Raw genomic sequence first — 23,618 nt, 5'->3', positions numbered from 1 at the left:
CCAAATTCCAAATTCCAAATTCCAAATCCCAAATTCCAAATCCCAAATTCCAAATTCCAAATCCCAAATTCAAAATTCAAAATTCAAAATTCAAAATCCCAACCCTTTCCCGATGAACGCCAACACCATCCTGAACCACGACGAGATCCAGCACAAAATCAAACGCATCGCCTACCAGATTTATGAAACGTTTGTAGACGAAAAAACCGTCGTCATTGCGGGCATCGCGGGCAACGGCTATGTATTGGCGCAGAAGATCGCAAAAACGCTCGGGCAGATTTCGGATTTGAAAGTCGAGTTGTGCGAAGTCACGATCAACAAACAGCAGCCACACGACCCCATCACTACGTCGCTCAAGCCCGACGATTACACCAACAAGGGCTTGGTTTTGGTAGACGACGTGCTCAATTCGGGCACCACCTTGATCTATGGCGTACGCCACTTTCTGAACGTGCCGCTCACCAAATTCAAGACGGCCGTACTGGTAGACCGCAACCACAAAAAATACCCCGTCAAGGCCGACTTTAAAGGCATTTCATTGAGCACGTCGTTGCAGGAACACGTACAGGTGGTGTTCGACAAAAAGGGCGATGCCGCTTACTTAAACTAAAATTTCCTTGATTTTCGAGACGACTTGGTCGACCGACAAACCGTCGGTGTCGATTTTGTGCGTGGCGTGGTTGTAGTAAAAACTGCGCTCGAATAGGCTTTTGGCGATGAACTCCTTCATTTCGGCTTCGTCCAGTTGGGCGATCAACGGCCTGTGGTGCCGCTCGGGCCACAACCGGTTAAAAAGTGTATCGATCGACGTCTTGAGGTATACCGATACTACGCCCGGCTTGGTGAGCCACACGTGGTTGTTCGCATAACAGGGCGTGCCGCCGCCCAGGCTGATGATGGCTTTTTCCTGGTCTTGCATCAGGCCCGCAAGCAAGTCGTGTTCCAGTTTCCTGAACTTGATCTCGCCTTGGGTTTCGAAGATTTGCGCGATGGTCATTTGGGTATGCCGTTGGATCACGTCGTCCAAATCGAGGACGGGCCAACCAATCGCACGCGACAAGGCCTGCGCCGTTTGTGTCTTTCCTGAACCCATGTATCCGAGCAAAATGATTTTATCCATGCAATAAATCCTTATAAACTAAGGCCTTAACGGCGATTCGCAAAAAAAGGCAAATTTAAACCAAATTAGGTTTGAAAAATAAATAATAACCTCTTATATTTGCACCCGCATTAGAGGTTTGCGCTTTGACTCGATAGCTCAGTTGGTAGAGCACAACACTTTTAATGTTGGGGTCCTGGGTTCGAGCCCCAGTCGGGTCACAATGGGCATTTAGCCCATTTTTTAAGGCCACGTGGAGAAATTGGTAGACTCGCCATCTTGAGGGGGTGGTGTCGCAAGACGTGTCAGTTCGAATCTGATCGTGGTCACAACAAAAATCCGCAAAACCCCGCAACGCCAGTTCGCGGGGTTTGTTTTTTTGCAGCGCCGTCGGATTGTCTTTAAATTACGCCCAGCGCTTCTTTTCAGTAAACCTACTCCCATTACTTACCGTTGCCTTTCCTACTCAGCAAGAAATTATAAGATTATCCAATACTCTTTTGCAGACAGTAGCCCGAAGGGCGAACTGTACAAAGTAAAAACCTGTACATTTTTTCCAAAAAAAATCATTCCCGATGACAAACAAAACCCGACGACAAAAATCCGTTGTGAAAAATCTGTTGTGAAATATTCACAACGGATTTTTCACAACAAATGCGGTGAAAAGTGCAACTTCAAAACACACCAGTATTTTCAGTGCATCAGGCCGGTGCTTGATGAAAATGGCATTTGTCACTACGAGTTCAAGCTCAATTTCGAAAACACATCGGGTGCAGATCTGTATATTACCATCACGAACAATGCAGGGCTGGGTGTGTTGTCTCCGTCCACAATCTTGATCCCTGCAACCGCCGTGCCTGGATCTCCTATACAATTCACGTTCGTTTTGTACCCCATCGGGCCTTTCGCTGGCGGTACCCTAGGCATCACCTTTAACGGAGAGACCGCCGATCACAAAAACCTATGTACCCAAAAAATCCAAATGGAATTCCCTGCATTGGAGTGCGAAAAGGATCCGAATAAAGTATATGGGCAAAGCCCAAGCGCCATGCAAACCAACGACACAAAAGGCATCTTGAATGTGGTACCCAATCCCGCTTCGCAAAGCACCGAAATACGATACGTATACAAAACCGAAAATAATGCTGCAAACCGTGAAATCGAGGTATACGATTTGGTCGGACGGCCAGTTTTCCAAATAAAGGTGCGCGATGCGAACGGAAATGTTCCGCTGGATATTAACGGATTCCCTGCAGGATACTACGTCGTATTACTGAAAGAAAACGGAGAAACGCTGCAACAACAAAAACTAATCGTGAAGTAGCAACCATCGTACTGAAACAATAAATGTGTATTTTTATAATAAAAAACATGAAAACAATCTATCTATTACTCTTTTCAATACTTTCCTGCCATTTGGGTGCCCAATCATGGCAGTGGGGCAAACGCGGGGGCGGGGATCAAGCCATAGGCGACCTGAATTGGACCGAGCGGGTGCGTTCGATCAAGACCGACTCGCAAGGGAATGTTTATGCCATTTGTCCAGTTTCGACCCCTAATTTAAATATCGACGGAAATCCGAAAACAGGATACAGTAACGGAAATACTTATGATTTTGCGCTAGTGAGCTTTGGTTGCGACGGTACTTACCGATGGTCGAAAGTGATCGGTGGTCAATATGATGACTATATCGATGGAGTGCAGATTGATAGTCAAGATAATATTTTCGTTTCAGGAAGGGTCATTGCAACCCCGTCCGGATCATCATTAGTACATTTCGACGACGATTTGGTTTTGGAACAATCCCCTTCTAACGTAAACACCTTTAAACGCGGAATGTTCTTGATTAAATATGACACCAATGGACAAATGCAGTGGATGAAGATGCCCCAACCAGAAGACATTTCGCTGGCCGGAAACGGGCAATGCCAATCGTTGGGATTAAGCACCGACAATCAAGGCAATAGCTATTGGTTTACAAAACTGCAGCCGGGACTGTACGCAAACGGCGCTTATGCTGTAACGGGAACTACATCGTCCTACCATATCTTGAAGTATGATGGAGAAGGAAATTTTGAGGGCGGGATTCAGATCAGTATAGCACCAAATGCACAGTCGGAAACTGCTGTCAAAATGGAGGTGAACCACAGCACAGGTACAGTATATTTTGCGGGTTACATTTATTCACTATCGGGTGGCGCGATAAGTTTCAACGGAGAGCCCGTGACCAACGACATGTACCTCGTTGCTTATGACAGCAATGGCAACTTCTTATGGAAAAAAGAAAGCTCACAAAATCTGAACCGTGGCACAGGCTTTACCGATATCCATATCAATGCAGCAGGTGACATCTATTTAAGCGGGGGAACTGGTAACGGTATGGCCTTTGACACCTATACCTTTGCCTCCGGCCAACCTCACAATTTCCCATTTGTGATTAAAACCAACGCAAATGGAGGCTTAATATGGGGAACAAATGCCTCAACATTAGCCACGAGCTATGCGGCGGGCGTTACCGAAGGCGCCGTAGTAGGTGGGTTCGGTTCAATGACCTGGAACGGCATTACGGTTGCCTCTGAACCAAACACGGGATACGATGTATTCATGACAAGGTTTAACCCCGCAACAGGCGAAGTAACAGCCATAGACACATTACTTGACGACGATGGCTATTCCGATTTCGGCACCGCCGTCACCAAAGACCTCCACGGCAATTTTTACGTGGGCGGCAGCTTCGAGCATTTCCTGTACGTCAACAGCCCAACGCCCATGATCAACGATGGGCCGCAAACCGATTTCTTTATCGCCAAGTTCGGCTCAAGCAATTGCGAGCTGGCCGTCGAGCAATACGAGAAGGCGCATGGTTCGGTCTACCCCAACCCCGCATCGGGAATCCTGAATGTTACAGACCGCGAAAATGCGGCTTATGTGGTTTATTCGCTGTTGGGGCAAATCCAATCGAGCGGCACCGTCGGCAAAAACGGCCAAATCGATATCGCACCGTTGGCGGGTGGGGTATATATTTTGAAGATTACGATGGGGGATCAGGTTGAAACTTTTAAATTTATAAAACAGTAAAACAGTACAAGTTATATATGGCATCGGTACGGCAAAGCCATGGTTAATGTACCAACAATTCTATGGGACACGGCATTACAAGAGTATGCATGTACCCGAAAGACGTTCAACGCATCATGGGCAAGGAATATACCCAGGCACGGCGGTATTTGATCAAGATCAAGACACACCTGAAGAAAGAGAACCATCAGTACGTGTCAATCGAAGAATTTTGCAAATACACCGGCCTCCCCATAGACGAAGTGTTGCGCAGTATGTTGTAGGGTCGGTCAACAGATTCGCGTCTGTAGCCTACTCGAAGACATGCAAAACCAGTCCATTAGCAAGTACAAATAAAAGCATAGTTTCTGCCTAAAGTATCGATCTTCCATCCAGATTTTGTATATTTGAATATCAAAAGGCAAAGCCGAATTTATCTGATAGGGGTACAATTCGGGGTACTTGGAATTAGCGATTCTGCAAAAGCTTGATAGATAAGGGATGGCAATTATAGTTCGAATCCCATCATCGTCACGAATAAATAAAAATAAGCCTAAAAATGTAAAGCTCGCTTTAATATTTTTAGGCTGTTTTTATTTTCAGACCGGAGGTCTGTGGGATGTGCGCAGCAAATCCCATTCGTCTTATCTCCAATTAAATCATAAAGCTCGCTTTAATGATTTTAGGCCGTTTTCATTTTCAAAGCGTTAGCTTTGGGATGTGCGCAGCAAATCCCATTCGTCTTATCTCCAGTTAAATCATGAAGCTCGCTTTTCTTATTTAAAGCCTGCTTATTTTCATACCAGAGGTCTGTGGGATCAACGAAGGTAATCCCATTCGCACCAATCCCTACCCTTTTCTTCAACCTCCAACCATTTTGGGCCGTTTTCATCTTCAAAGCGCTAGCTTTGTATCTACGCAGCAAATCACACCCCCCAACTTTAACAAAAACTACAGATTTTCTATATCGTTTTGTCAATTCCATTGCTTAGGGGTAAACCCTATTCCCCCTGCCCTATTGGTTGGAAATTACGAAATTCTTTGATACCTTTTTTGTAGAAAATCTATACATTTTTCTCAAAAAAATTCCCTACCGACGGCAAACAAACCTAACGGCAAAAACCTGTTGTAAAAAATCTGTGGCAAAAAAAATTGCCACAGAAAATTTGCCACAGAATGCAGCGAAAAGCGGAATTTCAAAACTACAGCAGTATTTTCGGTCCATACAGGCGGGGCTAAATGCCACGTAGGTTTCCATATATACCTTCGTCAACCATTTAAAAGCGGTACATTTTTGACGCACCGGCTTTTCAAACTTTTACATCAGCATAGGGTTTTTCGATACCCGATTGTTTTTTAGTAAATTACATCCGTAATCCCATTTGTACAGCCCATGAAAAAGCCATTACTCCTGCTCGTTTTTTTGGTTTCGATGTTATGTAACGCCCAATCCTGGCAGTGGGGCAAACGCGGGGGCGGGGATCAAGCCATCAGCGATTTGAATTGGATTGAAACAGTCCGAACAATAAAAGTTGACTCGCAAGGAAATGTATACGCTATTTGTCCTGTCTCTACGGCCAATCTTGATGTTGACGGGCACCCAAAAATTGGTTATGGAAATGGAGGCACAATTGACCATGCGTTAGTAAGCTTTGCGTGTGACGGGACCTATCGTTGGTCCAAAATCATTGGTGGGCAATATAATGACTCATTTAATGGGTTACAGATTGATTCTGAAGGCAACGTCTTCGTTTCAGGGCGAGTAATTGTAACCTCAACAGGTTCACCGCCCGTCCATTTCGATGAAGATTTGGTTTTAGAGCAGTCTGCTTCCAACGTGAATACTTTTAAACGCGGATTGTATATAATTAAATATGACACCAATGGGCAGATGCAATGGATAAGAATGCCGCAGCCTGAGGATATTTCGTTAGCAGGAAACTTACAATGTCAGTCACTTGGCTTGAGTACGGATCAAGATGGAAACAGCTATTGGTTCACTAGATTATACCCCGGAAGTTATGCGGATGGCGCTTATTTAGTCTCGGGATCAGCATCGTCTTACCACGTTCTAAAATACAATGGACAAGGAAATTTTGAGGACGGCGTTCAAATCAGCTTGGCCCCGAGTGGTCCGTCCGAAACCGTAACGAAAATGGCGGTAAACCACGATCAAGGTACCATATATTTCGCCGGGTATATCATTACCCAAGCTGGCTGGGGCATGAATTTTAACGGCGAACCTGTAAACAACGATATGTATCTCGTTGCCTACGACAGCAATGGCAATTTCCTCTGGAAAAAAGAAAGCTCACAAAATATGAACCGCGGCACAGGCTTTACCGATATCCATATCAATGAAGCGGGCGACATCTATTTAAGTGGGGGAACTGGTAACGGTATGGCTTTTGGCACCTATACTTTCAATTCAACAAACAACAGTAATTTTCCATTCGTGATCAAAACAAATGCAAACGGCGATGTCATTTGGGGCTCCAATTCATCCACCACCGCGGGAACCTATGCGGCAGCCATTTCCGAAGGTGCAGCAACGGGCGGCTTCGCCGGAAATTTCAATTGGGGCGGCCACAGCTTATCTGTCCCTGACAACACAGGCTATGATGTTTTCATGACGCGTTTCAATCCAGCCACAGGTGAAATAATCGCATTGGAAACGCTGGCCGACGACGACGGCTACGCCGATTTCGGCACCGCCGTCACCAAAGACCTCCACGGGAACTTTTACGTGGGCGGCAGCTTCGAGCATTTCCTGTACGTCAACAGCGCCACGCCCATGATCAATGATGGCCCCCAAACCGATTTCTTTATCGCCAAGTTCGGCTCAAGCAATTGCGAGCTGGCCGTCGAGCAATACGATAAGACGCATGGTTCGGTGTACCCGAATCCCGCTTCGGGAATCTTGAACGTTACAGCCAGTGAAAATGCGACTTATGCGGTTTATTCGCTGTTGGGGCAAATCCAATCGAGCGGCACCGTCGGCAAAAACGGCCAGATCGATATCGCACCGTTGGCGGGTGGGGTATATATTTTGAAGATTACGATGGGGGATCAGGTCGAAACTTTTAAATTCGTCAAGCAATAAAAAAGAGTGGGGCGGCAATTGGGTGCGCTGTTGCCACTTTCAAAGATGACTTTCAACATCCATCATTTCGCGCAGCACTCTTATTATTTCTATTTGGGTTTTCTTTATTTTGTAAAAGACAAAATGCGAATTGACTTTTGTACGCCAATAATTTTTCCTGATTTTTCCGAGGTCAATTCCTGAATTTGGTCTTAAACACAAATAATCAAATTCGTCCAGTAACAAATTTAAGTATCTGTCTGCTTGTTCAATTGACCAATTTTCAAAAGTATAAAGCCAAATCTTCTCCAAATCACTTTCAGTTTCTTTGGTCAAGATATAAATCATTTATTCAAATACTTTTTGTGCATTTCATTCAAGAACTTTTCGCGACTGAAATTTTCCACGAAACCTGATTTTTCGCCTTTTATGAGTTCTTTGATCAATTCAGATTTTTTCGTTTCTTCCTTTTCGAACATTCTCAAAGCAGCGCGAACAACTTCACTTGCCGACGAATATTTTCCAGTTTTAACTTGACTATTGATAAAATTGTCAAAATAATCTCCGAGTAAAATTGACGTGTTTTTTGCCATGATCTAAAAGTTTGATTCAAATATACCAATTCATGGTATACGTTCAGGATTTACGACGAAGTTTCAGTGGTTGCAGCCAACGTTTCGCCTATTTGCGAAGGAGCGGAAATAGGAACAAAGTACTCTCTGCTAATATTTCCGCCGCTTCGCTTAGCGGCCTAACGTTACTGGAAGTCGCTCGATTTTTTCAAATATTCTCCAGCAGTTAAAACTGGAATTTTTGAACTCTTGAAATCCTTTTTATTCCTTGTGATAATAACGTCTGCATCATTGTCCATGGCAACAAAATATTGTAAACCATCTTCAAAATCATTGAATTCTGACGCCAAAGCTAATTCAATAGCCTTATCTTCAAGTGGGAAAACAGTAACTAGAACTTTGAATTTCGCCAAATATTTTCTAGCCTCTACTTCCTTATGATGCTTTACAATAGAGTAGTAGGCGTTTGCAAACGACAATGATGAAATGCAAAGTTGAATTTCTTTTTTATCACTCAGCGTAAATAAATCTTGCGCCTCTTTGTAAAATGGCTCGCGCTTGGCTAAGAGATCAATAATGATATTTGTATCGACAAAAACATTTTCCATTACGAGTATTTTTTATCGATATAATCCCTGTAGTCTCTCTTATCGTCATAATCACTTGGAATTATTCCGGTTAAACTCTCAACCAAAGAACTTACCGATGACTTCTTTTTTGCTTCTCGTGTCAGCGAATTAAGATAATTTTCTATTAGCTTAGAAAGGCTTACTCGATGACTTTTAGCATATGTTTTTGCTTCATCAATAACTTCCTTATCGAGATTTAATGTGAGTTTCGTGTTCATAACAATTAATTTACGTGTAAAAGTAATAAATTATCACGTGAGTTGTTTGACGTACGATAATTTCTTCTGCGATTTCCAGTAACTTTAGAATTCCCGTACAACGAATTTGAATGTCATGATTAACGGGGACAGCTCCTGCCCACACCAAAATTCGAAGCATCGCCCCCACAAAAATGCCCAAGAACTCCCAACGAACAGCAAATCACACCCCCAAAACTTTAACAAAAACTACAGCTTTTCTGCCCCGTTTTGTCAATTTCATTGCTTAGGGGTAAACCCTATTCCCCCTGCCCTATCGGTTGAAAACTACAAAATTCTTCGATACCTTTTTTGTTGAAAACCTGTACATTTTTCTCCAAAAAATTCCCTACCGACAGCAAACCAATCCTGCACTCGGATCAGGGCTGGCAGTACCAGATGAAACAGTACCAAAGACTGCTGAAGCAAAATGGCATCACACAAAGCATGTCCCGAAAAGGAAACTGCCTGGATAATGCCGTAATCGAAAACTTCTTCGGGATACTTAAATGTGAACTCTATTACATCAATAAGTTCAGGTCAATAGACCATTTAAGGCATGAGATAAAAGAGTACATCAATTATTATAACAATGACAGGATTAAACTGAATTTAAATGGAATGAGCCCGACACAATATCGGGTTCATCATTATCAATGTAATTATTAACTTGTCTAAACTTTTGGGTGCAGTCTAAAAATTTGCCACAAATAGAACCAGCGGTCACCACAAACCAAACAAGCCCAAAACCACAAACTTCCGTTCCGTGGCTTTAGGCTTGCTTGCATTAACCCAATTTATTCAAACTCATTGAGCCCGTACAGGATCTCCTTCATCTTGGTGCCGTTGACCTCGACGGGTTTGTAGGCCACGTTGAATTTCTCGATCGCGATGTCGATGTCGGCCTTTAGTTTTTTGTACTCGAGCGGCAGCTTGGTCTCGCACTGCTTTTCGTTTTCGTAACTGCCCAGGATGATCTTGAATTTCTGGTAAAATTCGCCCGCCTGGTCGATAAAGTTGTTGTATTGCGTGATGAATTGCAGCAACCGGTCTATCGGAAACTCCATGTTCACCTGCATCTTGTATTGCGTCGTGCCCGCCGAATTCTTGACTTTGAGCAGGTACTCGTCCATTTTGATCCCGATGGCTTCCCAATCGTCGCCTTTACGGCACGCGTCGAGCGTTTGCGCATAACCGATGGGCTTGGTGTAGTCCTTGAACAGGTTCTCGATATCGGCCTTGACCTTTTCGCTGTTCGATTGCAGGTAGGCCGTCTCGAAATAAATCGTATTGAGGTCGTTTTGCATGCGCAGCGTAAAATCGAGTATACATTCTACATTCTTGATCTCGGTTTCCTTTTCTTCCTTGGTGAGCGTCGAGCCGATCATGTTCGTAAAAGTCTGCACCAGCGATACCAGCGTGTTAGTGCCCAGCATCGACGTGAGGTCGACGGCAAACTTCTTGTCGCGCTTCGATTTGAGGATTTCCTTGAGTTTGTCGTATTCGGGGTATTGGTTCGGATTCGACATCTTGTTCATCTCGTTGAGCGTACGCACCGACGCAAAATGATGGTCGAGGCTGAGCACTTTTTCATACAGGATACGCATCACCTGCAACCCCTTGAGGTAGCGCACTTTCGAGATGTCGGCATTGTTCTCGTTCTGCAGTTTTCTGATGTCGTCCATGATGCGGTCCTTGACGATTAGCGCATCGACCTTTTGTTCGGTGGTGACGGCCACGGCCAGGATTTGATTGATGGCCGCGAGTTCATCGAGCTTGACCTCGAGCAACAAACCGTACCGCTCGTTGATCAAGCGGGTCTCGGCAATCAGCTGCGCGATCACCTCATTGGGGTTGCTGTTGTCGGGCGACGCCAACACGCGAAAGCCAGGCAAAAACAGCAAAACGATAAGGACATACTTTTTCATGATCGGTCAAAATTGTGCGCCTGCTTATGGTGCCACGGTAAAGGTCACCTCTACATGGTCGCTGTAAATGTTCATCGGGTAACTTCCCGCCGGAATCTTGTTGTAGGCCGATGCAAAACCCAGGTTCGACACCGTGGCCGCATCGAGCGTAATGGCGTCGACCTGCTGGAACATCGGCCGTTCGTTGGCCGTGAGTTCTGCGATTGCCTTGCCTACGATACGTATCTCGTCCTGTGTGCTCAAATCGCTGCGCTTGGCCCTGAACACAAACGTGTTGGCCGACGTTTTCTCGGCGCTTTTCGACGTGGTCGCGGTGGCCGCCGTTTGCTGCGCATTGAACGCACACACGCCCCTGCCGCTGCTGCAATCGTTGCCGAACCTGCCGAACGAGGCCGACGATTGTTTGGCTGTCACCTGCGCCGATGCACCAAAAGCCGTTGCGATGGCCGATACGCCGAACAAAAATTTCAATCTTTTCATGATATGGGTGTTTATGGATTACAAGAACACGGCGTAGGTTTTTTAAAGGGGCCAGACCAATCGGCTTTACGGCGTCTTGGTTTGTGAAAGCGTCAGCAGCACCTGGACTTTGTCGTCCGCGATCTGCAAAGGATACTCGCCTTTCTTGAGGTACTTGTACCGCAAATCGAGGTCGAGATGGAGCAGCATATTGAAACTGAATTCATAATCGTGCTGCTGGATGAACGTCAACTTTTCGTCGGGCGTTACCTTGGCATATTCTCTTCCGAAAAACTTAATCTGCTCTTCGACCGAAAGCTTGCAAGTATCCAACTCCAGGATCACCGAGGTGGACGAGGTTTTGATGGCTTTGAAATTTTTCACGGCAATTGATTTTTAGGGCTTCTATTGGGTGTTGTTTTGGCGTTGACGCTGTTGCGGATACCTCACGGTCCTGATGCGTAAAGTTACCCTCACACCAAGGTTTCGGTTTACACTTTTAGTGTAAAAAACGTTAACGACCTGGTAATCCGAAACAAAAAAACGACAGCGGGCACTGTCGTTTCCTGGAATTCCAGCATGGAATACCGGTGGCATTTTACACGGTTTTCAACAAAGGCGGGTTGGTGTTTGCGGCATGGCCATTGCGCGCCAAAATAGAAACTTCGCCTTCGGTGTCTTCGGGTTTGGTTTTTTCTTTCCAGTAGGCCTCGAGCGCAATCTGCGAACAATACTCCTGGAACTGCGCAGGGGTTTCCTGCACGTCCTGTAGGATGTATTGTTGGACTTCTGCGAGTTTGTGCGGGAATTCCGCGAGTATTTTTTGCGCCATCTTCCGTTTGTTGTCGCGGTCGATGTAATCGAGCTTGATCACGCGGTCGATACGCCCCGGACGCGACGAGATAAAATTGTGTGCGTCGTGGTTGAACGCCTCGGGCACGCCCAGCGCCTCGTCGATCTTGGTGATGTCGTTGGTCGATATGATGGTGAACACGCCATCGGTTTTGTCGACGCCGTCCAGACAGTTGAGCAGCGTATCGAACGTAAGCGGGCTTTTGAGCTCGCCGCTCTCGCCCGTAGCCCCGTTGGGCATGAACATCGCGCCATTCAACATGCCCGACAGTTGCGAGATGTTTTGTCTTTTGTGGAACACGTTGTCGATGTCCTCCAAAAGCGCAATACACGGTACGTTGAGCTGCATGCTTTGCCAGGCCTTCAAAAAGTCGTTGTTCGACATTTGCCCCATCGAGAACACATAGATCGGCAAATCGAGGTCTTCGGCAAAAGCACGTGCGAGCGCCGTTTTTCCGGTGCCGGGTACGCCATAGAGCAGCCAGCCTTTCTTCCACGGGATTTTCTTTTCCTTGTACCAGTCCTTGCTTTTGACCCAAAGCCCGACGATATCGATCAAATCTTCGACTTCCTTCGGGAAATACAGGTTCTTGAGCGCGTTCCCCTTGCTTTTCATCTCGAGCCCAAGGTCGTTTTGCTCGACGCCAATCAGGTTCAGGTTGCGCAGCATGTACCACGAATACCCGAATCCGTAGCGTTGCTTTTTTTCCTGCTCCTGCTGCTTGCGCTCTGGAAAATAATAGATGTTGAAGCGGTTGGCGTTTTCGATGTCGTCCTCGAGCTGCCAACCCAGGTTGTTGCGCACGGTGACCGCCCTTTCGATGATTTCGGGCACGTTGACCGTTCCCCTGATCGAGATGATGTACGAAAAACTTTTGCTGTTATCTTTCGGCGCCGCGGCTTCGGTACCTGCCGTCTCCAACGCATTCTTGCTGAACACAAACGGGATGCGGACGAGTTTGAACAAAAACTTTCTTTGCGACAAAAACACCATCATGCTCTCGCCGTATTTCTCGAACGCCACCAGGCCGTACTTTCCGGTGCGGAACGACTCGTACTGCGACCCGAACACCTGGTTGTAGTTGTTGAACTTTTTGTTGTTTTCGACCAGATACCCGATCACTTCGTTGTGCAGGTCTTCGGTCTTGATCTCGTATTTCTGGACAAACACCGACGCGACGAACCAAAGCGACGACTTGATGTTGCCCCAAAATCCGGCCACGACCGCAATGAGCGCGCCTCCTTTTAATAGATCCATGACGGTTACTTTTTGTGGTTGTTGATTAATTCGAGCGCCTTGGCCAATGCGTCGTCGGATTTTGTTGCTATATCGGGCGTTACGCCTACCTTGTCCAGGCGTACACCGTCGGCTGTATAAAAATCGCCGATGGGTACCATGACGACATACTTGCCAGAGACGGCAAATGGCGAGGCCGCCAACATGCCGCCATAGGTGGTTTCTCCTATGATGGTCGCCTTTTTATTTTTCTTGAGCGCATACACGATGGGCTCGCAGGTGCTTGCTGTCCTGCCGTTGGTGAGGACATAAATTTGACCTTTAAAAATCGGATTGTCGGGCTTTCTGAAAATCATTCTCAGCCCAGGCTTGGTGCGCAGGTCGTCTCCGAAAGCCGCAGTACTCTTTGGCTGAACCGCCGGTAGCGTGTTAAAAAGCGCCTGATCGAAGCCCGAATACTGCAATTTATTGGAGACAAAATACCCAACCTCGATATCTTCGCTTACAATGTATTTGGCCAGTTCAAATGCGGCATTGATCCCGCCTCCGCCATTGTTGCGCAAGTCGATGATCAGGTTATCGTAATTTCGGTTGGCGACTACTTTGGGCATGGCTTCGGCCAACTGCTGTTTCGAGGTGCTGAAATTCTTGATCTGAACATAGGCCGTGGTCGCGTTTTTCTCTTCTACGACAACCGACCCTTTGGCGTCGGTTGGTTCTTCTTCTTTAGCAATTTCGGCTATTTGTAACGTCAAATGGGTAAACGGAAGCTTTTGCGCAAGCGTGTTGAACCCAAAAAACAATTCGATATCATCTACGGATTCGTCGCAATGGCGCTTCAGGTTTGTTTCGAATTCCTTCCACTGGCTTGTCTCGAGTACGCGCGCGGCGTAAATGTTGTCTTTGATTGTCTGCAGCAATTCGGGACACAAAGACGCGTAATCGATCTTGTGGGCCGTAGATTGCGTTCCGGTCACTTTGCCGACAGGTTCACCATCCTCGTCGATCAAGACACCTTGCAGCTGTTGATCGGTGATGATTCCCTTAAAAAAAAGCTTTCCAAACATCGGGATCTTGGTTTGTCCAAAAAGGCTGTCATTGCGCACCATGCCTTCAATCGACACGATTATACCTTTCTTGGGCGATTTTCCGATGATACGGCCCAAACGCGCCTTACCGCCCATGATACGAACATCGGCATTCTTGGGCGAGGTAATCGTAAACTTACCGTCGGCGATGGTCGACTCGAAAAATGTCGAGAATACCGAACCATGACCAAGGTCCACCTCACTCTTGAAACGGTTCTGGCTTTTCTGGCCCAGCGCGATGGCCGTAGAGGCAAGGCATAAAAGGACAATCCAATTTTTCATCAAGCTTGTTTGATTAAATTCAATGCAATCAATTCTTTTACGAAGTCAAAACCGATGACATCGCCGTTCAAAACCAACGGCTGCCCTGTCGAGACTTGTTGCGGCGTCCGAAAGAAAGTCAACACATCGAACAATACAGATCCGATTTGCATTATTTCATAGCTCTTTCGATTGACCATAAAGATACTCTCGTCCTTGTGTTTTATCAAGCGAATGGCATCGCTGACCACAAAAGGGGTGTTGTTGTATTCGGTCTCGGGCGCCGATGCTGTTGACGGACCGGTTTCGGCTTCGCCGTCAAACAATTCATGGATGTAAAACCAACCCGACCATTGTTCATAATTCTTATAAAGGTACCGCTCCAACTCGCCATAAAGCTTTCTTGTAACCGAATTGACGAAATGATTCCGGTCTTTCTTGGCCAGGAGCCGGTCTGTGTTCACAGGCTTTATGATGACCGAATTGTTCAGCCTCTTGTCTCGTTTGGCAATGATGGTAGCCACGGGCGCCTTGGTCAAATAAGCCAGCAATGCGACACCTTGCCTTGCATAGATGTGGTGGTGCAAGAAATCGATCTTGAGCAAATTCTTGTCACTGGCAAAATTATTCTGCTTGGTGCCTGAGTTCCCGTCGATGAAAAAGAAAACAGAAACGCCGTCGTTTAATTTTTTGCTCAATTTAAGCAATAATTTCGGGTCGTGGGCCGACATTATTTGGAGCGCGCTGGTATCGCTGTTGGGCACGTCCCGATAAACGTCCTGGACAAACGATTCATAATCCCTGATGTAATTGTCCCCGGCCACAACACAGAACCTGTTGTCGTTCATCGCCAAATGGCGCAAAATCATGTAGTAGGAACCCGCATGATAGCTTACAAAAATATGAGGTGTTTGTTTGCTTTTGGCCAACACATCAGACTTGTCGTAAAACCTGGTGTTGTTCAAAAGTGAAGGAAAATACAAGTCGGCACCCGACAACGACCGGTGAAACTGCATGTTTTGCACCATGTTGTAGTGATCCTCGGCATTCAGTCCGGGCAAAAAAGTCGACAGATTGCAGGAAACGACCAAAAATGACCATAGCAAGCCATTTCCATCAATTTCCAAATCGTCTAATTTGGTGCCGTAGATATTTTCTTTGATGCGTGCGACGTTGTCTAAAAAATCGATGTTGTTCATGGCAAAAGTCGTTAAGTGTTCATTTTCTTGCTAAGCGCTATTAAAAAGCCCTGCCCCAACCAAGAGACAGGGCTCACAAACTACAATTTTGTGGTGAGTGGCACCGTAGTGGTAACCGTACAGTGGCAATCCTCTTTTTTCAAGGCTTGCAAGTGTGCGTCGTTGTTGAAATCGAACTTTGGGTTCTGGGCAACAAACTCGTCGAATTTTCTCAAAGTTGTCGCGTTCGTGATTTGACTTCTCACATTGGTGATTTCTTTTTTCGTCTGCGATGTGGTTAAATTGATTTCCATAATTAAAAGTGTTAAGGGTTAAAGACCTGAAATGATTTCAGATCGGGTTTTTATAATTTGAACTAACAAATAATTCTCGAGTAATTTGTTATGTCAAAACTACGCCCGGCACAGCGATCCTACTTACACTTAAAGTGTAAAAAACGTTAAACCAAATGGCTTCCCAGCATAGAACCGACCGGATAAAACAAAAAAAAACGACAAAGGATTGTCGTTTTTGGAGCCATGCCGTCCGGCTATCGCTTTTGGACCACACGGATATGAAGGGGGATTGAAGACTATCGTTGGCGGGTAATCGTCACGAAGTAATAACCGTCTTTTTCGGTCACGGCATAGGTGCCTTTGGCCACGACGAATTCACCTGCAATACCAAGGCCGTCCGAAACATTCCGCGGCAATGAAAATGCATCTACTTGAAGACCGTTCCTGAGGTAGGCGATGTTCTTTTGGTAGAAACTGTTGCTGAACGCCAACGACACCTGGTTGTCGCTCAGTTTCGAAATTCCCGCATCGAACGTTGTGCCGCCGCCAAGCGAACCCGCACAAAAGCCCGATCCGTCTACGCACGGTCCTGCATAACTTGATACTTTACCCAATCCAAGATCAATCTTGGTGAAGTTTTTGGGTGCGCTTTGTGCGTTTGACACCGCACCCGCAAATAACGTGGCCACCAGGACAAAAACTAACTTTTTCATATTAAATAGTTAAGGGTTATCAACCTGAATCTCTTTCAGATTTAAACCCAAAACTACACCAGCCGGCGTCGGCGCGCATGCACTTAAAGTGTAAAAAAAGTTAAGGTCGACCTGCGTTACAGCAGTCCCAGCGAACGACACTCCTTGAGGATGTCCTCGTCGCCGCCTTTCTCGATGTTGAGCAAATCCTTGATCTTGCTCTTGCGTTTCTTGATGGTGTCTTCGGACACGTTCATCTTGGACGCAATCGATTTGATCTGGAAACCTTCGGCGAGTAACACGATGATTTCACGATCCAGGCTGTCGAGCAGGCCTTGTGCGAACAATGGTTGTTTTATTTTTTGCGTGACCAACGGTGTGTAGTAGATTTCGCCGTCCAACACTTTCTCGAACGCTTCGATGAGTTGCGGCGGACGGTAGTCGCTTTTGACCAGCAATCCGTTGGGTTGGATTTTTTTGACCACATTGTACAGCCGTATGGTATCGAAATGGGCCGTCAGCATGATGATCTTGGTCTCGGGCATGTGTTTGCGGATCAGTACCCCAAGGTCTTCGCCGTTGTAGATCTTTTGCTCGGGGTACGGCGGAATCGAGTAGTCCAAAAAAACGAGGTCAAAAAAAGTGGCGTGGTTGGGGTCGGTGATCAGGTGGTAGGCCTGTTCGCAATGGTACGCTTCGGTGATTTCGATGGAATGTTGCTGTTTGTTCAGCGCCAACATCGCCTTGTAGCCCTCGATCATCCCGGGATGGTCATCGATCATCAAAATTTTCACAACCATAAGCGCAAAATTATTTAAGGTGAAAATACGTACTAAATTGGAATTATCAAACTTACTTTCGTTCCTTTTTTAATTTCAGACCAAATTTCGAAGCGCCCACCCAGCTCCGCGGCCCTGACTTTCATGTTCTGAATGCCGATGCCGTTTTTTTTCTGTTTGGTGTTGAACCCGTTGCCGTCGTCCGAAATCGTGACTTCGAGCTCGCCCGATTCGGTCTTGCTCATCGCAACGGCCACATGCTTGGCATCGGCGTACTTCTCGATGTTGTGCAACGATTCCTGCAGGACGCGGTACAAATTGATCTTGATGGTGTGGTTGATCAAATCCCAGTTGACCGAATCGCTCACCTCGAGCGAAAAATGGATTTGTGAATGGTTCTCGATCTTGGCGAAAAGTTCTTTTACGATCGCAATGAAGTCGGAATTGTCCGACAGTATGTTTGCATTCAAATCGTGCGCAATGTTCCTGATCTCCTGCTCGACCGACTGGATTTCCTCTATTTGCGACGAAAACGCATCGTCTTCGATCAAATTCGCCCTGTAAAGCATCGCATACAAATTCAACCTAACGGCCGCCAGCTTACCCATCACGCCGTCGTGGAGTTCCAACGAGATGCGTTGCTTTTCGATATTCTTGCCCTCCTGGATCTTTTGGTGTTGGTCGAGCATCAGCTGGAAAATGTCTTCGTTGGCCTTTTGCTGCTCCTGCTTTAACAACAGTTCGCGCGTTTTGGCCTTGTTCGACTGGTTGACATACCACAGCACGATGATCACGATCGAAAACACCGCTATCGCTGCAATGATCCAGCGCTGGAGCGACAGGTATTCTGTTTTTAAGGACAGGCTGTTGCGTTCGGTCTCGATCTCGTCGGTCTCGAACTCGATCCTCGCGAATTTGTCCCTTGTGGCACGTTCGACCACCTGAAGGCTGTCGCTGAGCGCAATATAACGGTTGGAATAGTACGATTTCTCCTGCGGATTGGCCTCGGCAAGCAACTGCAATATCTTGAGTTCGTCGTCAAAAATATGGAACCGGTGCGCCTGTGTTTGCGCCTGTTTCAAATAACCGTTGGCCGCGGTCGTATCGCCGTGCGCCAGATGGTACTCGCCAAGATACGTTTTGCTCGTGATTTGTATCGGATTGTTTTTGAGACTGTCGGCGATGTGCAAGGTTTCGGTGAACTGCTTGAGCGCCGTCGGGTCGCCCAACTTAAATTTTCCGTACGCCAAATTGTTGACCAGGTAACAGTAAACGGCGCTGTTGCTTTTCTTAAAATCGTCGAAGGCCAGTGCTTGCTTTGCTATTTTGATGGTGTTGGCCGGATCATTTTTTTTTCGGTACACGCTTGCGATATAATTGTAAGGCATCACTCGAAGCGCCTGGTATTGGGAATCGCTCTTCAGGTTGTCGGAAACGCCGATCGCTTTTTGATAGTACTCAATGGCCTTGTCGTAGTTTTCAAGACCGGCCAACGAATTCCCGAGGGTGATGTAACAGTTGTAGGTCACCAGGTCGTACTTTTCTTGCTTGGCCACCTTGAGCGCTTCTATAGAAAGCCGCTCGGCCTGCACATAGTCTTTTTTGAAACTCAGGATATCGGCCTTGATGTTCTTGATGAAAGCTGCCGTAGACTTTCGACCCTTGATATTCAATAAAAACTTTTCTGACTTTGTGTAATAATAATACGCGCTGTCATAATTGGCTTCATTGTAAAAATAATTTCCGATGCAATATGACGATTCAGCGATGCGAATTTGATCATGGGCTGCCATCGACTTTCGGTAAAGCATTTTTGAGAGATCGAAGTACTTCTTTGGCTCGCCCAACTCAAAAAAAGTCTGGGCCAGCTCAAAAATGTCTTCGCTTTTGGCCGCATCGCTTTTTTCGACCAATTGATAAGCCTGATTGGCATAACGCAGCCGCGTGCCAGGAGTTTCCGTCGCGTCGGAAGCTTTACTCAACAAAGATTTGATCGCGCTTTGGTCTTTCAAACGACCAGTGTCCTTTTCTTGGGTACAACCCAAAAAAAAGACACTAGAGAGTAATAATATTCGTATTGTGTTCAAGTGTTACAAATTTCTCAAAACTACAAATTAATGTGAAACATCTACTAAGGTTTTGGCGGGTAAGGAGGTTTGATTGGAGGCTCAATCGGCGTTCCGTTGGTTGTCGCGTCGGGCGGATTGGGCAACAGACTGTCTTTGCGCACCAGTGCGTCGTCTTGTTCTTGGTGTTTGACCACCACGGATGTCGATTGGATTTCGTCTATGTCGTCGGCGCTACACGAGCCGAAAAAAGAAGCCAACGCCACGATGGCGACAGACAGAACAGCATATTTGAACATAAACTGAAGGGCAGATTCTATACTAATTGATTTCATGGGATTATTTTTTTGGTGAAACTTAGATTGGTTTTCAAGACGGTTCCGGAAAATGTCTTTGTGTTTGTTAAAAAATTAGGGTGTTGGTTGCTATTGTAACATTACACCACAAAACTACGTCGAGAGAAATTGTAAGTTTTACCTTAAAAGTGTAAATGATGTTAAAATTTCATGTTACTGTGTAATAAATTAACACAGCGCATCCATTAAGACTTGTACGCCATAAAGTCAAAAACACAGGTAGCCAAGACAAATCTGCGATGTCAATCACAAAAAAATCACAAAAATTTTTTTACCTAAAAACACATCGATACATTTGAATAAATAAATTGATTTTGGACGCTAAAGTCTTTGAAAAAGTATCGAAAGCGCTGGGGGATCCGTACCGGTTGAAAATCATCGAGAAGATCCAGAAGAACGGCGATTTTGTGCCCTGCACATCAATCCTTGATTTGTGCGGGTTGTCGCAGTCGACCGTTTCGCACCACATCAAGCAACTGGTCGATGCCAACTTGCTCGTGGCTGTCAAGGAAGGACGCAACGTTAAGTACATCCTTAACAAAGAATCGTTTGGCAACTATATTGATTTCTTGAACAAGTTTCAACAGTAAAAAATTTTAGAAAAACACATCGATATTTTTAGATGTATCGATTTTAAACCGCTCTGACCATGAAAAAAATGCTCAAAATGACAGCCGTGTTCCTCGGATGGACCAGTTGTGTCGCACAAGGCAAATGTCTCGAACAACAACAAACCGACGAAGCGACACAAGACGCGACGCTAACCCAGAAACCTACCGATACGCGTACCGGGTTGGCGTTGCTCCAAAACATTGACGATATATTCTATCTATAACCCCACCCCGCCCCATAGCCCAAAAAAATCAAGCGGCTTAACGGGAGAGAAGGACAGATTGCGCAAGGAAATCGGCTAGGAAAGGGCTGTCGTTAATCGTGCTTTTTGGTTTTTTCCGTAAAATATTTGAACGGTACGAACAGCATCCCAAAACATTCTCCGTGTTCCTTATCCAGATGCTTGTGGTGCACCTTGTGCGCGCGACGTACGGCCCTGGCATATTTGTTATTGATGTTTCGAAGAAGCTTGAAGCGCTGATGGATAAAAATATCGTGCACCACAAAATAGGTCAGACCGTAACAAAAAATGCCGACGCCGATGGCCAGCCCCAGTTTAAGGTTACTATAGCGCCAAGCGAGAAAAAACGAGATGCATACAATGGCGTACGCGAGAAAAAACAAATCGTTGCGCTCAAACCAGGAATCGCCGTGTTTGCGGTGGTGGTCTTTGTGCCATATCCAAAGTACGCCGTGCATGATGTATTTGTGGCTTAGCCATGCCACAGATTCCATCGCCAAGAATGTGACGATCCCTACCGCGATATGCAGCCAAAGCGGGTAATTCATATCATCCTTAATTTATAGTTGGCATAGCACTTGGCCAAAAGCGCTATCTTTTGATAATTGGGGACCCTGACCCGTGTCTGGAGGATCCGCGAGGGCGGGGTCCGATCCAATCGGGCGAGCAATTCCTTGTAAAAATTGTAGGCCATGTAGACACCCAATTTCGCCTCGACTGGCAATTCCAGGATTCCGAGGTATCCCACGCGCAGATCCTCGCGTATCTCGTCGATGATTTCGCTTTTTTCTACGGCACTCAAGCTGGCCAGGTCGACCTTTGGAAAGTAGCGCCGTTCTAGAATCTCAAGGTCATCCTTAATGTCGCGAAGGAAGTTGATTTTTTGAAACGCAGACCCCAGTCTCATGGCACTTTGCTCGAGCAATTTGAATTTATCCTCGTCACCCGCAACAAATACACGCAGACACATCAGGCCCACGACATCGGCCGAACCGTATATGTAAGCTTCAAATTCCTTTCTGGTGTTGTAATCTTTTTGTGAGAGATCCTGTTCCATGCTGTTCATGAACGCCTCTATGTGGGCCCATGGAATGGCATATTGGTTCACGGTGTGCTGGAATGCATTTAAGATGGGATTTGTACTGATGCGGTCCTCGAGCGACAAGATCAGGTCTTGCTTGAACCTGTAAAAAAGTGCAGCCTGCGGATAGCCCTGAAAACTGTCGACTATCTCATCGGCCAGTCGGACAAAACTGTAAATGTTATAAATATCCTGCCGGATAGACGGCGCCAACAAATGTACCGACGACGCAAAAGAGGTGCTGTATCTTTTGGTCAACATCCGCGAGGCGGAAAACGATATTTGGTCGAAGTACGACTTCATGGACGGGCATATTTTTGTACCAGGGACGCAACCAACTTGCCCGATATGAGCGCCGGGGGAATGCCGGGACCCGGCACGGTCAGTTGCCCTGTAAAAAACAGATTCTTGACTTTTCGGCTGCGCAAACCCGGCCTGAGGAAAGCGGTTTGCTTCAAGGTGTTTGCCATACCGTATGCATTCCCTTTGTACGAATTGTAGCGGTCACAAAAATCGCGCGAGCCAAAACTTTCCCAAAACACTACATGCTGGGACAGGGGTTGGGTAAGGTTTTTCTCAAGCCGCTGTATAATTTTATCGAACATCTCTTTTCTCAACGCCTCGTTGTCGGTCAGTCCCAAGGCAAGAGGCACCAGTATGATGGCAGACTCCTGTCCGTGGGGCGCGCACGAAGAATCGGTTACACTCGGAAAACTGGCATAAAACACCGGCGAGTCGGGCCACCGCGGATGGTCATAAATGTCTTGGGCATGCTGTTCGAAGTCGGCGTCAAAAAAAAGCATATGGTGGTTGACATCCTGCAACTTTTTGTCGAATCCAATGTAAAACAATAAAGCAGAAGGGGCAAAAGTCCTGCTGTCCCAGTATTTCTCGGAGTAATGCCTGAACTTTTCCTCCAGAAGTTTTTCGGTATGGTAGTAATCGGCGCCGCTGACCACCAGGTCGGCCTTTTTGAACTGTCCGCCTACCTTCAAGCCGCTCACGCGATTGCCTTTGACTTCGATCCGCTGCACCTGGGCGTTCGTCTGGAAAGAAACACCGAGTTCCGTGGCCAAAGAAACCATCGCTTCCACCACGGTGTACATGCCCCGCTGCGGGTACCAGGTACCCATGCCGAAGTCGGCATAATTCATAAAACTGTAGAACGAAGGCGTGTCGGCTGGTTTGGCGCCAAGAAACAATACGGGAAACTCCAATATTGTTTTCAGCCGCGCGTCCTTGAACCGTCCTCTTATGTCTTTGGTGATGGGGGTAAAGAAACGACGGATCCGGCGAAGGGTTCTCAGGCCTACCAACTCGAACACCGATTCTCCGGGACGATAAACCAAATCTCCGATCGCCGTGACGTAGTTGTCCTTCGCCTCCACCATAAACGCATCCAAGTGAGCTGCTGCCGAAGTTTCAATCCCCTCGAACGTATTCCTGATATCGCGGTAGCGGCTGCCTATATCGACGCGCTGGCCGTCATTGAAATGAGCCGAATATGCAGGCGACAACCGCTGCAAATGATAATATTGGGACGGGTGCTTGCCGAAATCGGCAAAGAATTTCTCGAAAACGTCGGGCATCCAATACCAGGTGGGGCCCATATCAAACCGAAAACCGTCGCGCCGCAATACCTGTGCACGACCGCCCAGTTGTTCATTTTTCTCCAATACCGTGACGTCATAACCGCTTTTGGCCAAATAACAGGCTGCCGAAAGCGAAGAAAATCCCGAACCGATAATGTAAGCCTTTTGTTTCATTGTTTAACAAATTTAATAAAAAGTTAAACAAAAATAAGACTTTAAGAAAAT

27 protein-coding genes, 2 tRNA genes and 1 pseudogene are annotated in these 23,618 nt (G+C 46.4%); 10 read left to right on the top strand and 20 right to left on the bottom strand.

What is annotated here, in order from left to right; genetic code table 11:
• The first annotated feature begins 112 nt into the window (after positions 1-112).
• Entirely contained in the window at positions 113-610 is a 498-nt protein-coding gene (locus BLP55_RS09670) for a phosphoribosyltransferase family protein (protein WP_091142782.1), read from the top strand.
• Here BLP55_RS09670 and BLP55_RS09665 read toward each other — a convergent pair.
• A complete protein-coding gene (locus tag BLP55_RS09665; protein WP_091142779.1) occupies positions 602-1,120 on the bottom strand; it encodes a shikimate kinase in 519 nt (172 codons plus the stop codon). The genes BLP55_RS09670 and BLP55_RS09665 overlap by 9 nt on opposite strands.
• Before the next feature lie 127 nt (positions 1,121-1,247).
• Here BLP55_RS09665 and BLP55_RS09660 point away from each other — a divergent pair.
• The 5 genes from BLP55_RS09660 (at position 1,248) to BLP55_RS09640 (ending at position 4,440) form a co-directional block, all read left to right on the top strand.
• A tRNA-Lys gene (locus BLP55_RS09660) sits at positions 1,248-1,320 on the top strand.
• Positions 1,321-1,346: 26 nt separating this feature from the next.
• A tRNA-Leu gene (locus tag BLP55_RS09655) sits at positions 1,347-1,428 on the top strand.
• Positions 1,422-2,423, top strand: a complete 1,002-nt coding sequence (locus tag BLP55_RS16805) for a T9SS type A sorting domain-containing protein (protein WP_139149644.1) — start codon at positions 1,422-1,424, stop codon at positions 2,421-2,423. The genes BLP55_RS09655 and BLP55_RS16805 overlap by 7 nt, the downstream gene beginning before the upstream one ends.
• A 47-nt stretch (positions 2,424-2,470) precedes the next feature.
• Positions 2,471-4,177 (top strand): T9SS type A sorting domain-containing protein, encoded by a 1,707-nt coding sequence (locus BLP55_RS09645; RefSeq protein ID WP_170826836.1) that lies wholly within the window; start codon positions 2,471-2,473, stop codon positions 4,175-4,177.
• Between the two features lie 62 nt (positions 4,178-4,239).
• A complete protein-coding gene (locus BLP55_RS09640) occupies positions 4,240-4,440 on the top strand; it encodes a hypothetical protein (RefSeq protein ID WP_091142768.1) in 201 nt (66 codons plus the stop codon).
• 398 nt (positions 4,441-4,838) lie between these two features.
• Here the strand turns inward: BLP55_RS09640 and BLP55_RS09635 are convergent, their stop codons facing one another.
• Positions 4,839-5,141 carry a hypothetical protein gene (locus BLP55_RS09635; RefSeq protein ID WP_091142765.1) on the bottom strand — a complete coding sequence of 101 codons (303 nt, stop codon included), beginning with the start codon at positions 5,139-5,141 and terminating at the stop codon, positions 4,839-4,841.
• Positions 5,142-5,549: 408 nt separating this feature from the next.
• On the opposite strand from BLP55_RS09635, the gene BLP55_RS09630 reads away from it, so the two are divergent.
• Positions 5,550-7,259, top strand: a complete 1,710-nt coding sequence (locus BLP55_RS09630; protein WP_091142760.1) for a T9SS type A sorting domain-containing protein — start codon at positions 5,550-5,552, stop codon at positions 7,257-7,259.
• Between the two features lie 39 nt (positions 7,260-7,298).
• Here the strand turns inward: BLP55_RS09630 and BLP55_RS09625 are convergent, their stop codons facing one another.
• The 4 genes from BLP55_RS09625 to BLP55_RS09610 all read right to left on the bottom strand — a co-directional run bounded on the left by BLP55_RS09625 (position 7,299) and on the right by BLP55_RS09610 (position 8,657).
• Positions 7,299-7,574 carry a type II toxin-antitoxin system RelE/ParE family toxin gene (locus tag BLP55_RS09625; RefSeq protein WP_244503450.1) on the bottom strand — a complete coding sequence of 92 codons (276 nt, stop codon included), beginning with the start codon at positions 7,572-7,574 and terminating at the stop codon, positions 7,299-7,301.
• Positions 7,575-7,582: 8 nt separating this feature from the next.
• Positions 7,583-7,831, bottom strand: a complete 249-nt coding sequence (locus BLP55_RS09620; protein ID WP_091142752.1) for a type II toxin-antitoxin system ParD family antitoxin — start codon at positions 7,829-7,831, stop codon at positions 7,583-7,585.
• A gap of 164 nt (positions 7,832-7,995) precedes the next feature.
• On the bottom strand, positions 7,996-8,418 hold the full coding sequence (locus BLP55_RS09615) for a type II toxin-antitoxin system VapC family toxin (protein WP_091142748.1): 423 nt from the start codon (positions 8,416-8,418) through the stop codon (positions 7,996-7,998).
• On the bottom strand, positions 8,418-8,657 hold the full coding sequence (locus BLP55_RS09610; RefSeq protein ID WP_091142744.1) for a DUF6364 family protein: 240 nt from the start codon (positions 8,655-8,657) through the stop codon (positions 8,418-8,420). Before BLP55_RS09610 ends, BLP55_RS09615 begins: the two co-directional genes overlap by 1 nt.
• Before the next feature lie 360 nt (positions 8,658-9,017).
• Here BLP55_RS09610 and BLP55_RS09605 point away from each other — a divergent pair.
• A pseudogene (locus BLP55_RS09605) lies at positions 9,018-9,344 on the top strand (IS3 family transposase); the annotation flags it as partial.
• Positions 9,345-9,472: 128 nt separating this feature from the next.
• On the opposite strand, the gene BLP55_RS09600 reads toward BLP55_RS09605, so the two are convergent.
• The 11 genes from BLP55_RS09600 to BLP55_RS09550 all read right to left on the bottom strand — a co-directional run bounded on the left by BLP55_RS09600 (position 9,473) and on the right by BLP55_RS09550 (position 19,846).
• The gene (locus tag BLP55_RS09600) at positions 9,473-10,603 is read right to left on the bottom strand and encodes a hypothetical protein (RefSeq protein ID WP_091142735.1); all 1,131 of its coding nucleotides are present in this window, start codon (positions 10,601-10,603) and stop codon (positions 9,473-9,475) included.
• 24 nt (positions 10,604-10,627) lie between these two features.
• Entirely contained in the window at positions 10,628-11,083 is a 456-nt protein-coding gene (locus BLP55_RS09595; RefSeq protein WP_091142731.1) for a hypothetical protein, read from the bottom strand.
• Positions 11,084-11,149: 66 nt separating this feature from the next.
• Positions 11,150-11,446 carry a hypothetical protein gene (locus tag BLP55_RS09590; RefSeq protein ID WP_091142729.1) on the bottom strand — a complete coding sequence of 99 codons (297 nt, stop codon included), beginning with the start codon at positions 11,444-11,446 and terminating at the stop codon, positions 11,150-11,152.
• A 214-nt stretch (positions 11,447-11,660) separates the two neighbouring features.
• A complete protein-coding gene (locus BLP55_RS09585; protein ID WP_091142724.1) occupies positions 11,661-13,172 on the bottom strand; it encodes an AAA family ATPase in 1,512 nt (503 codons plus the stop codon).
• A 5-nt stretch (positions 13,173-13,177) separates the two neighbouring features.
• Positions 13,178-14,521, bottom strand: a complete 1,344-nt coding sequence (locus tag BLP55_RS09580; protein ID WP_091142720.1) for a S41 family peptidase — start codon at positions 14,519-14,521, stop codon at positions 13,178-13,180.
• A complete protein-coding gene (locus BLP55_RS09575) occupies positions 14,521-15,699 on the bottom strand; it encodes a lysophospholipid acyltransferase family protein (RefSeq protein ID WP_091142716.1) in 1,179 nt (392 codons plus the stop codon). The genes BLP55_RS09580 and BLP55_RS09575 overlap by 1 nt, the downstream gene beginning before the upstream one ends.
• Positions 15,700-15,779: 80 nt before the next feature.
• Positions 15,780-15,992, bottom strand: coding sequence for a hypothetical protein (locus BLP55_RS09570; protein ID WP_091142712.1), 213 nt, complete (start codon positions 15,990-15,992; stop codon positions 15,780-15,782).
• A 278-nt stretch (positions 15,993-16,270) separates the two neighbouring features.
• The gene (locus BLP55_RS09565) at positions 16,271-16,687 is read right to left on the bottom strand and encodes a hypothetical protein (RefSeq protein ID WP_091142709.1); all 417 of its coding nucleotides are present in this window, start codon (positions 16,685-16,687) and stop codon (positions 16,271-16,273) included.
• Positions 16,688-16,803: 116 nt separating this feature from the next.
• The gene (locus BLP55_RS09560) at positions 16,804-17,466 is read right to left on the bottom strand and encodes a transcriptional regulator (protein WP_091142705.1); all 663 of its coding nucleotides are present in this window, start codon (positions 17,464-17,466) and stop codon (positions 16,804-16,806) included.
• 32 nt (positions 17,467-17,498) lie between these two features.
• Positions 17,499-19,427, bottom strand: coding sequence for a tetratricopeptide repeat-containing sensor histidine kinase (locus BLP55_RS09555; RefSeq protein ID WP_139149643.1), 1,929 nt, complete (start codon positions 19,425-19,427; stop codon positions 17,499-17,501).
• A gap of 149 nt (positions 19,428-19,576) precedes the next feature.
• Positions 19,577-19,846 carry a hypothetical protein gene (locus BLP55_RS09550; RefSeq protein WP_139149642.1) on the bottom strand — a complete coding sequence of 90 codons (270 nt, stop codon included), beginning with the start codon at positions 19,844-19,846 and terminating at the stop codon, positions 19,577-19,579.
• A 335-nt stretch (positions 19,847-20,181) separates the two neighbouring features.
• Between BLP55_RS09550 and BLP55_RS09545 the strand changes: the two genes are divergently transcribed.
• A complete protein-coding gene (locus tag BLP55_RS09545; protein ID WP_211516819.1) occupies positions 20,182-20,457 on the top strand; it encodes an ArsR/SmtB family transcription factor in 276 nt (91 codons plus the stop codon).
• Positions 20,458-20,516: 59 nt separating this feature from the next.
• On the top strand, positions 20,517-20,702 hold the full coding sequence (locus tag BLP55_RS09540; RefSeq protein WP_091142689.1) for a hypothetical protein: 186 nt from the start codon (positions 20,517-20,519) through the stop codon (positions 20,700-20,702).
• 92 nt (positions 20,703-20,794) lie between these two features.
• Here the strand turns inward: BLP55_RS09540 and BLP55_RS09535 are convergent, their stop codons facing one another.
• Genes BLP55_RS09535 through BLP55_RS09525 form a run of 3 tightly spaced genes read right to left on the bottom strand, consistent with a single transcriptional unit; the run spans position 20,795 to position 23,567 of the window.
• Complete coding sequence (locus tag BLP55_RS09535; RefSeq protein WP_091142685.1) at positions 20,795-21,268, bottom strand: sterol desaturase family protein; 474 nt, start codon at positions 21,266-21,268, stop codon at positions 20,795-20,797.
• A complete protein-coding gene (locus tag BLP55_RS09530; protein WP_091142682.1) occupies positions 21,265-22,104 on the bottom strand; it encodes a phytoene/squalene synthase family protein in 840 nt (279 codons plus the stop codon). Before BLP55_RS09530 ends, BLP55_RS09535 begins: the two co-directional genes overlap by 4 nt.
• Positions 22,101-23,567 carry a phytoene desaturase family protein gene (locus BLP55_RS09525; RefSeq protein ID WP_091142678.1) on the bottom strand — a complete coding sequence of 489 codons (1,467 nt, stop codon included), beginning with the start codon at positions 23,565-23,567 and terminating at the stop codon, positions 22,101-22,103. The genes BLP55_RS09530 and BLP55_RS09525 overlap by 4 nt, the downstream gene beginning before the upstream one ends.
• Between the last annotated feature and the right edge of the window lie 51 nt (positions 23,568-23,618).

The organism is Flavobacterium caeni, assembly GCF_900101895.1.
In the GTDB taxonomy this organism is placed as follows: Bacteria; Bacteroidota; Bacteroidia; order Flavobacteriales; family Flavobacteriaceae; genus Flavobacterium; species Flavobacterium caeni.
This window is presented reverse-complemented; position numbering and strand designations above follow the sequence as displayed.

Excerpts from the sequence above, each read along its gene's own strand:
- BLP55_RS09670 (WP_091142782.1), top strand. The coding sequence starts at position 113 with ATGAACGCCAACACCATCCTGAACCACGACGAGATCCAGCACAAAATC.
- BLP55_RS09665 (WP_091142779.1), bottom strand. The coding sequence starts at position 1,120 with ATGGATAAAATCATTTTGCTCGGATACATGGGTTCAGGAAAGACACAA.
- BLP55_RS09645 (WP_170826836.1), top strand. The coding sequence starts at position 2,471 with ATGAAAACAATCTATCTATTACTCTTTTCAATACTTTCCTGCCATTTG.
- BLP55_RS09640 (WP_091142768.1), top strand. The coding sequence starts at position 4,240 with ATGGGACACGGCATTACAAGAGTATGCATGTACCCGAAAGACGTTCAA.
- BLP55_RS09635 (WP_091142765.1), bottom strand. The coding sequence starts at position 5,141 with ATGGAATTGACAAAACGATATAGAAAATCTGTAGTTTTTGTTAAAGTT.
- BLP55_RS09630 (WP_091142760.1), top strand. The coding sequence starts at position 5,550 with ATGAAAAAGCCATTACTCCTGCTCGTTTTTTTGGTTTCGATGTTATGT.
- BLP55_RS09620 (WP_091142752.1), bottom strand. The coding sequence starts at position 7,831 with ATGGCAAAAAACACGTCAATTTTACTCGGAGATTATTTTGACAATTTT.
- BLP55_RS09615 (WP_091142748.1), bottom strand. The coding sequence starts at position 8,418 with ATGGAAAATGTTTTTGTCGATACAAATATCATTATTGATCTCTTAGCC.
- BLP55_RS09610 (WP_091142744.1), bottom strand. The coding sequence starts at position 8,657 with ATGAACACGAAACTCACATTAAATCTCGATAAGGAAGTTATTGATGAA.
- BLP55_RS09600 (WP_091142735.1), bottom strand. The coding sequence starts at position 10,603 with ATGAAAAAGTATGTCCTTATCGTTTTGCTGTTTTTGCCTGGCTTTCGC.
- BLP55_RS09595 (WP_091142731.1), bottom strand. The coding sequence starts at position 11,083 with ATGAAAAGATTGAAATTTTTGTTCGGCGTATCGGCCATCGCAACGGCT.
- BLP55_RS09585 (WP_091142724.1), bottom strand. The coding sequence starts at position 13,172 with ATGGATCTATTAAAAGGAGGCGCGCTCATTGCGGTCGTGGCCGGATTT.
- BLP55_RS09580 (WP_091142720.1), bottom strand. The coding sequence starts at position 14,521 with ATGAAAAATTGGATTGTCCTTTTATGCCTTGCCTCTACGGCCATCGCG.
- BLP55_RS09575 (WP_091142716.1), bottom strand. The coding sequence starts at position 15,699 with ATGAACAACATCGATTTTTTAGACAACGTCGCACGCATCAAAGAAAAT.
- BLP55_RS09570 (WP_091142712.1), bottom strand. The coding sequence starts at position 15,992 with ATGGAAATCAATTTAACCACATCGCAGACGAAAAAAGAAATCACCAAT.
- BLP55_RS09565 (WP_091142709.1), bottom strand. The coding sequence starts at position 16,687 with ATGAAAAAGTTAGTTTTTGTCCTGGTGGCCACGTTATTTGCGGGTGCG.
- BLP55_RS09560 (WP_091142705.1), bottom strand. The coding sequence starts at position 17,466 with ATGGTTGTGAAAATTTTGATGATCGATGACCATCCCGGGATGATCGAG.
- BLP55_RS09550 (WP_139149642.1), bottom strand. The coding sequence starts at position 19,846 with ATGAAATCAATTAGTATAGAATCTGCCCTTCAGTTTATGTTCAAATAT.
- BLP55_RS09540 (WP_091142689.1), top strand. The coding sequence starts at position 20,517 with ATGAAAAAAATGCTCAAAATGACAGCCGTGTTCCTCGGATGGACCAGT.
- BLP55_RS09535 (WP_091142685.1), bottom strand. The coding sequence starts at position 21,268 with ATGAATTACCCGCTTTGGCTGCATATCGCGGTAGGGATCGTCACATTC.
- BLP55_RS09530 (WP_091142682.1), bottom strand. The coding sequence starts at position 22,104 with ATGAAGTCGTACTTCGACCAAATATCGTTTTCCGCCTCGCGGATGTTG.
- BLP55_RS09525 (WP_091142678.1), bottom strand. The coding sequence starts at position 23,567 with ATGAAACAAAAGGCTTACATTATCGGTTCGGGATTTTCTTCGCTTTCG.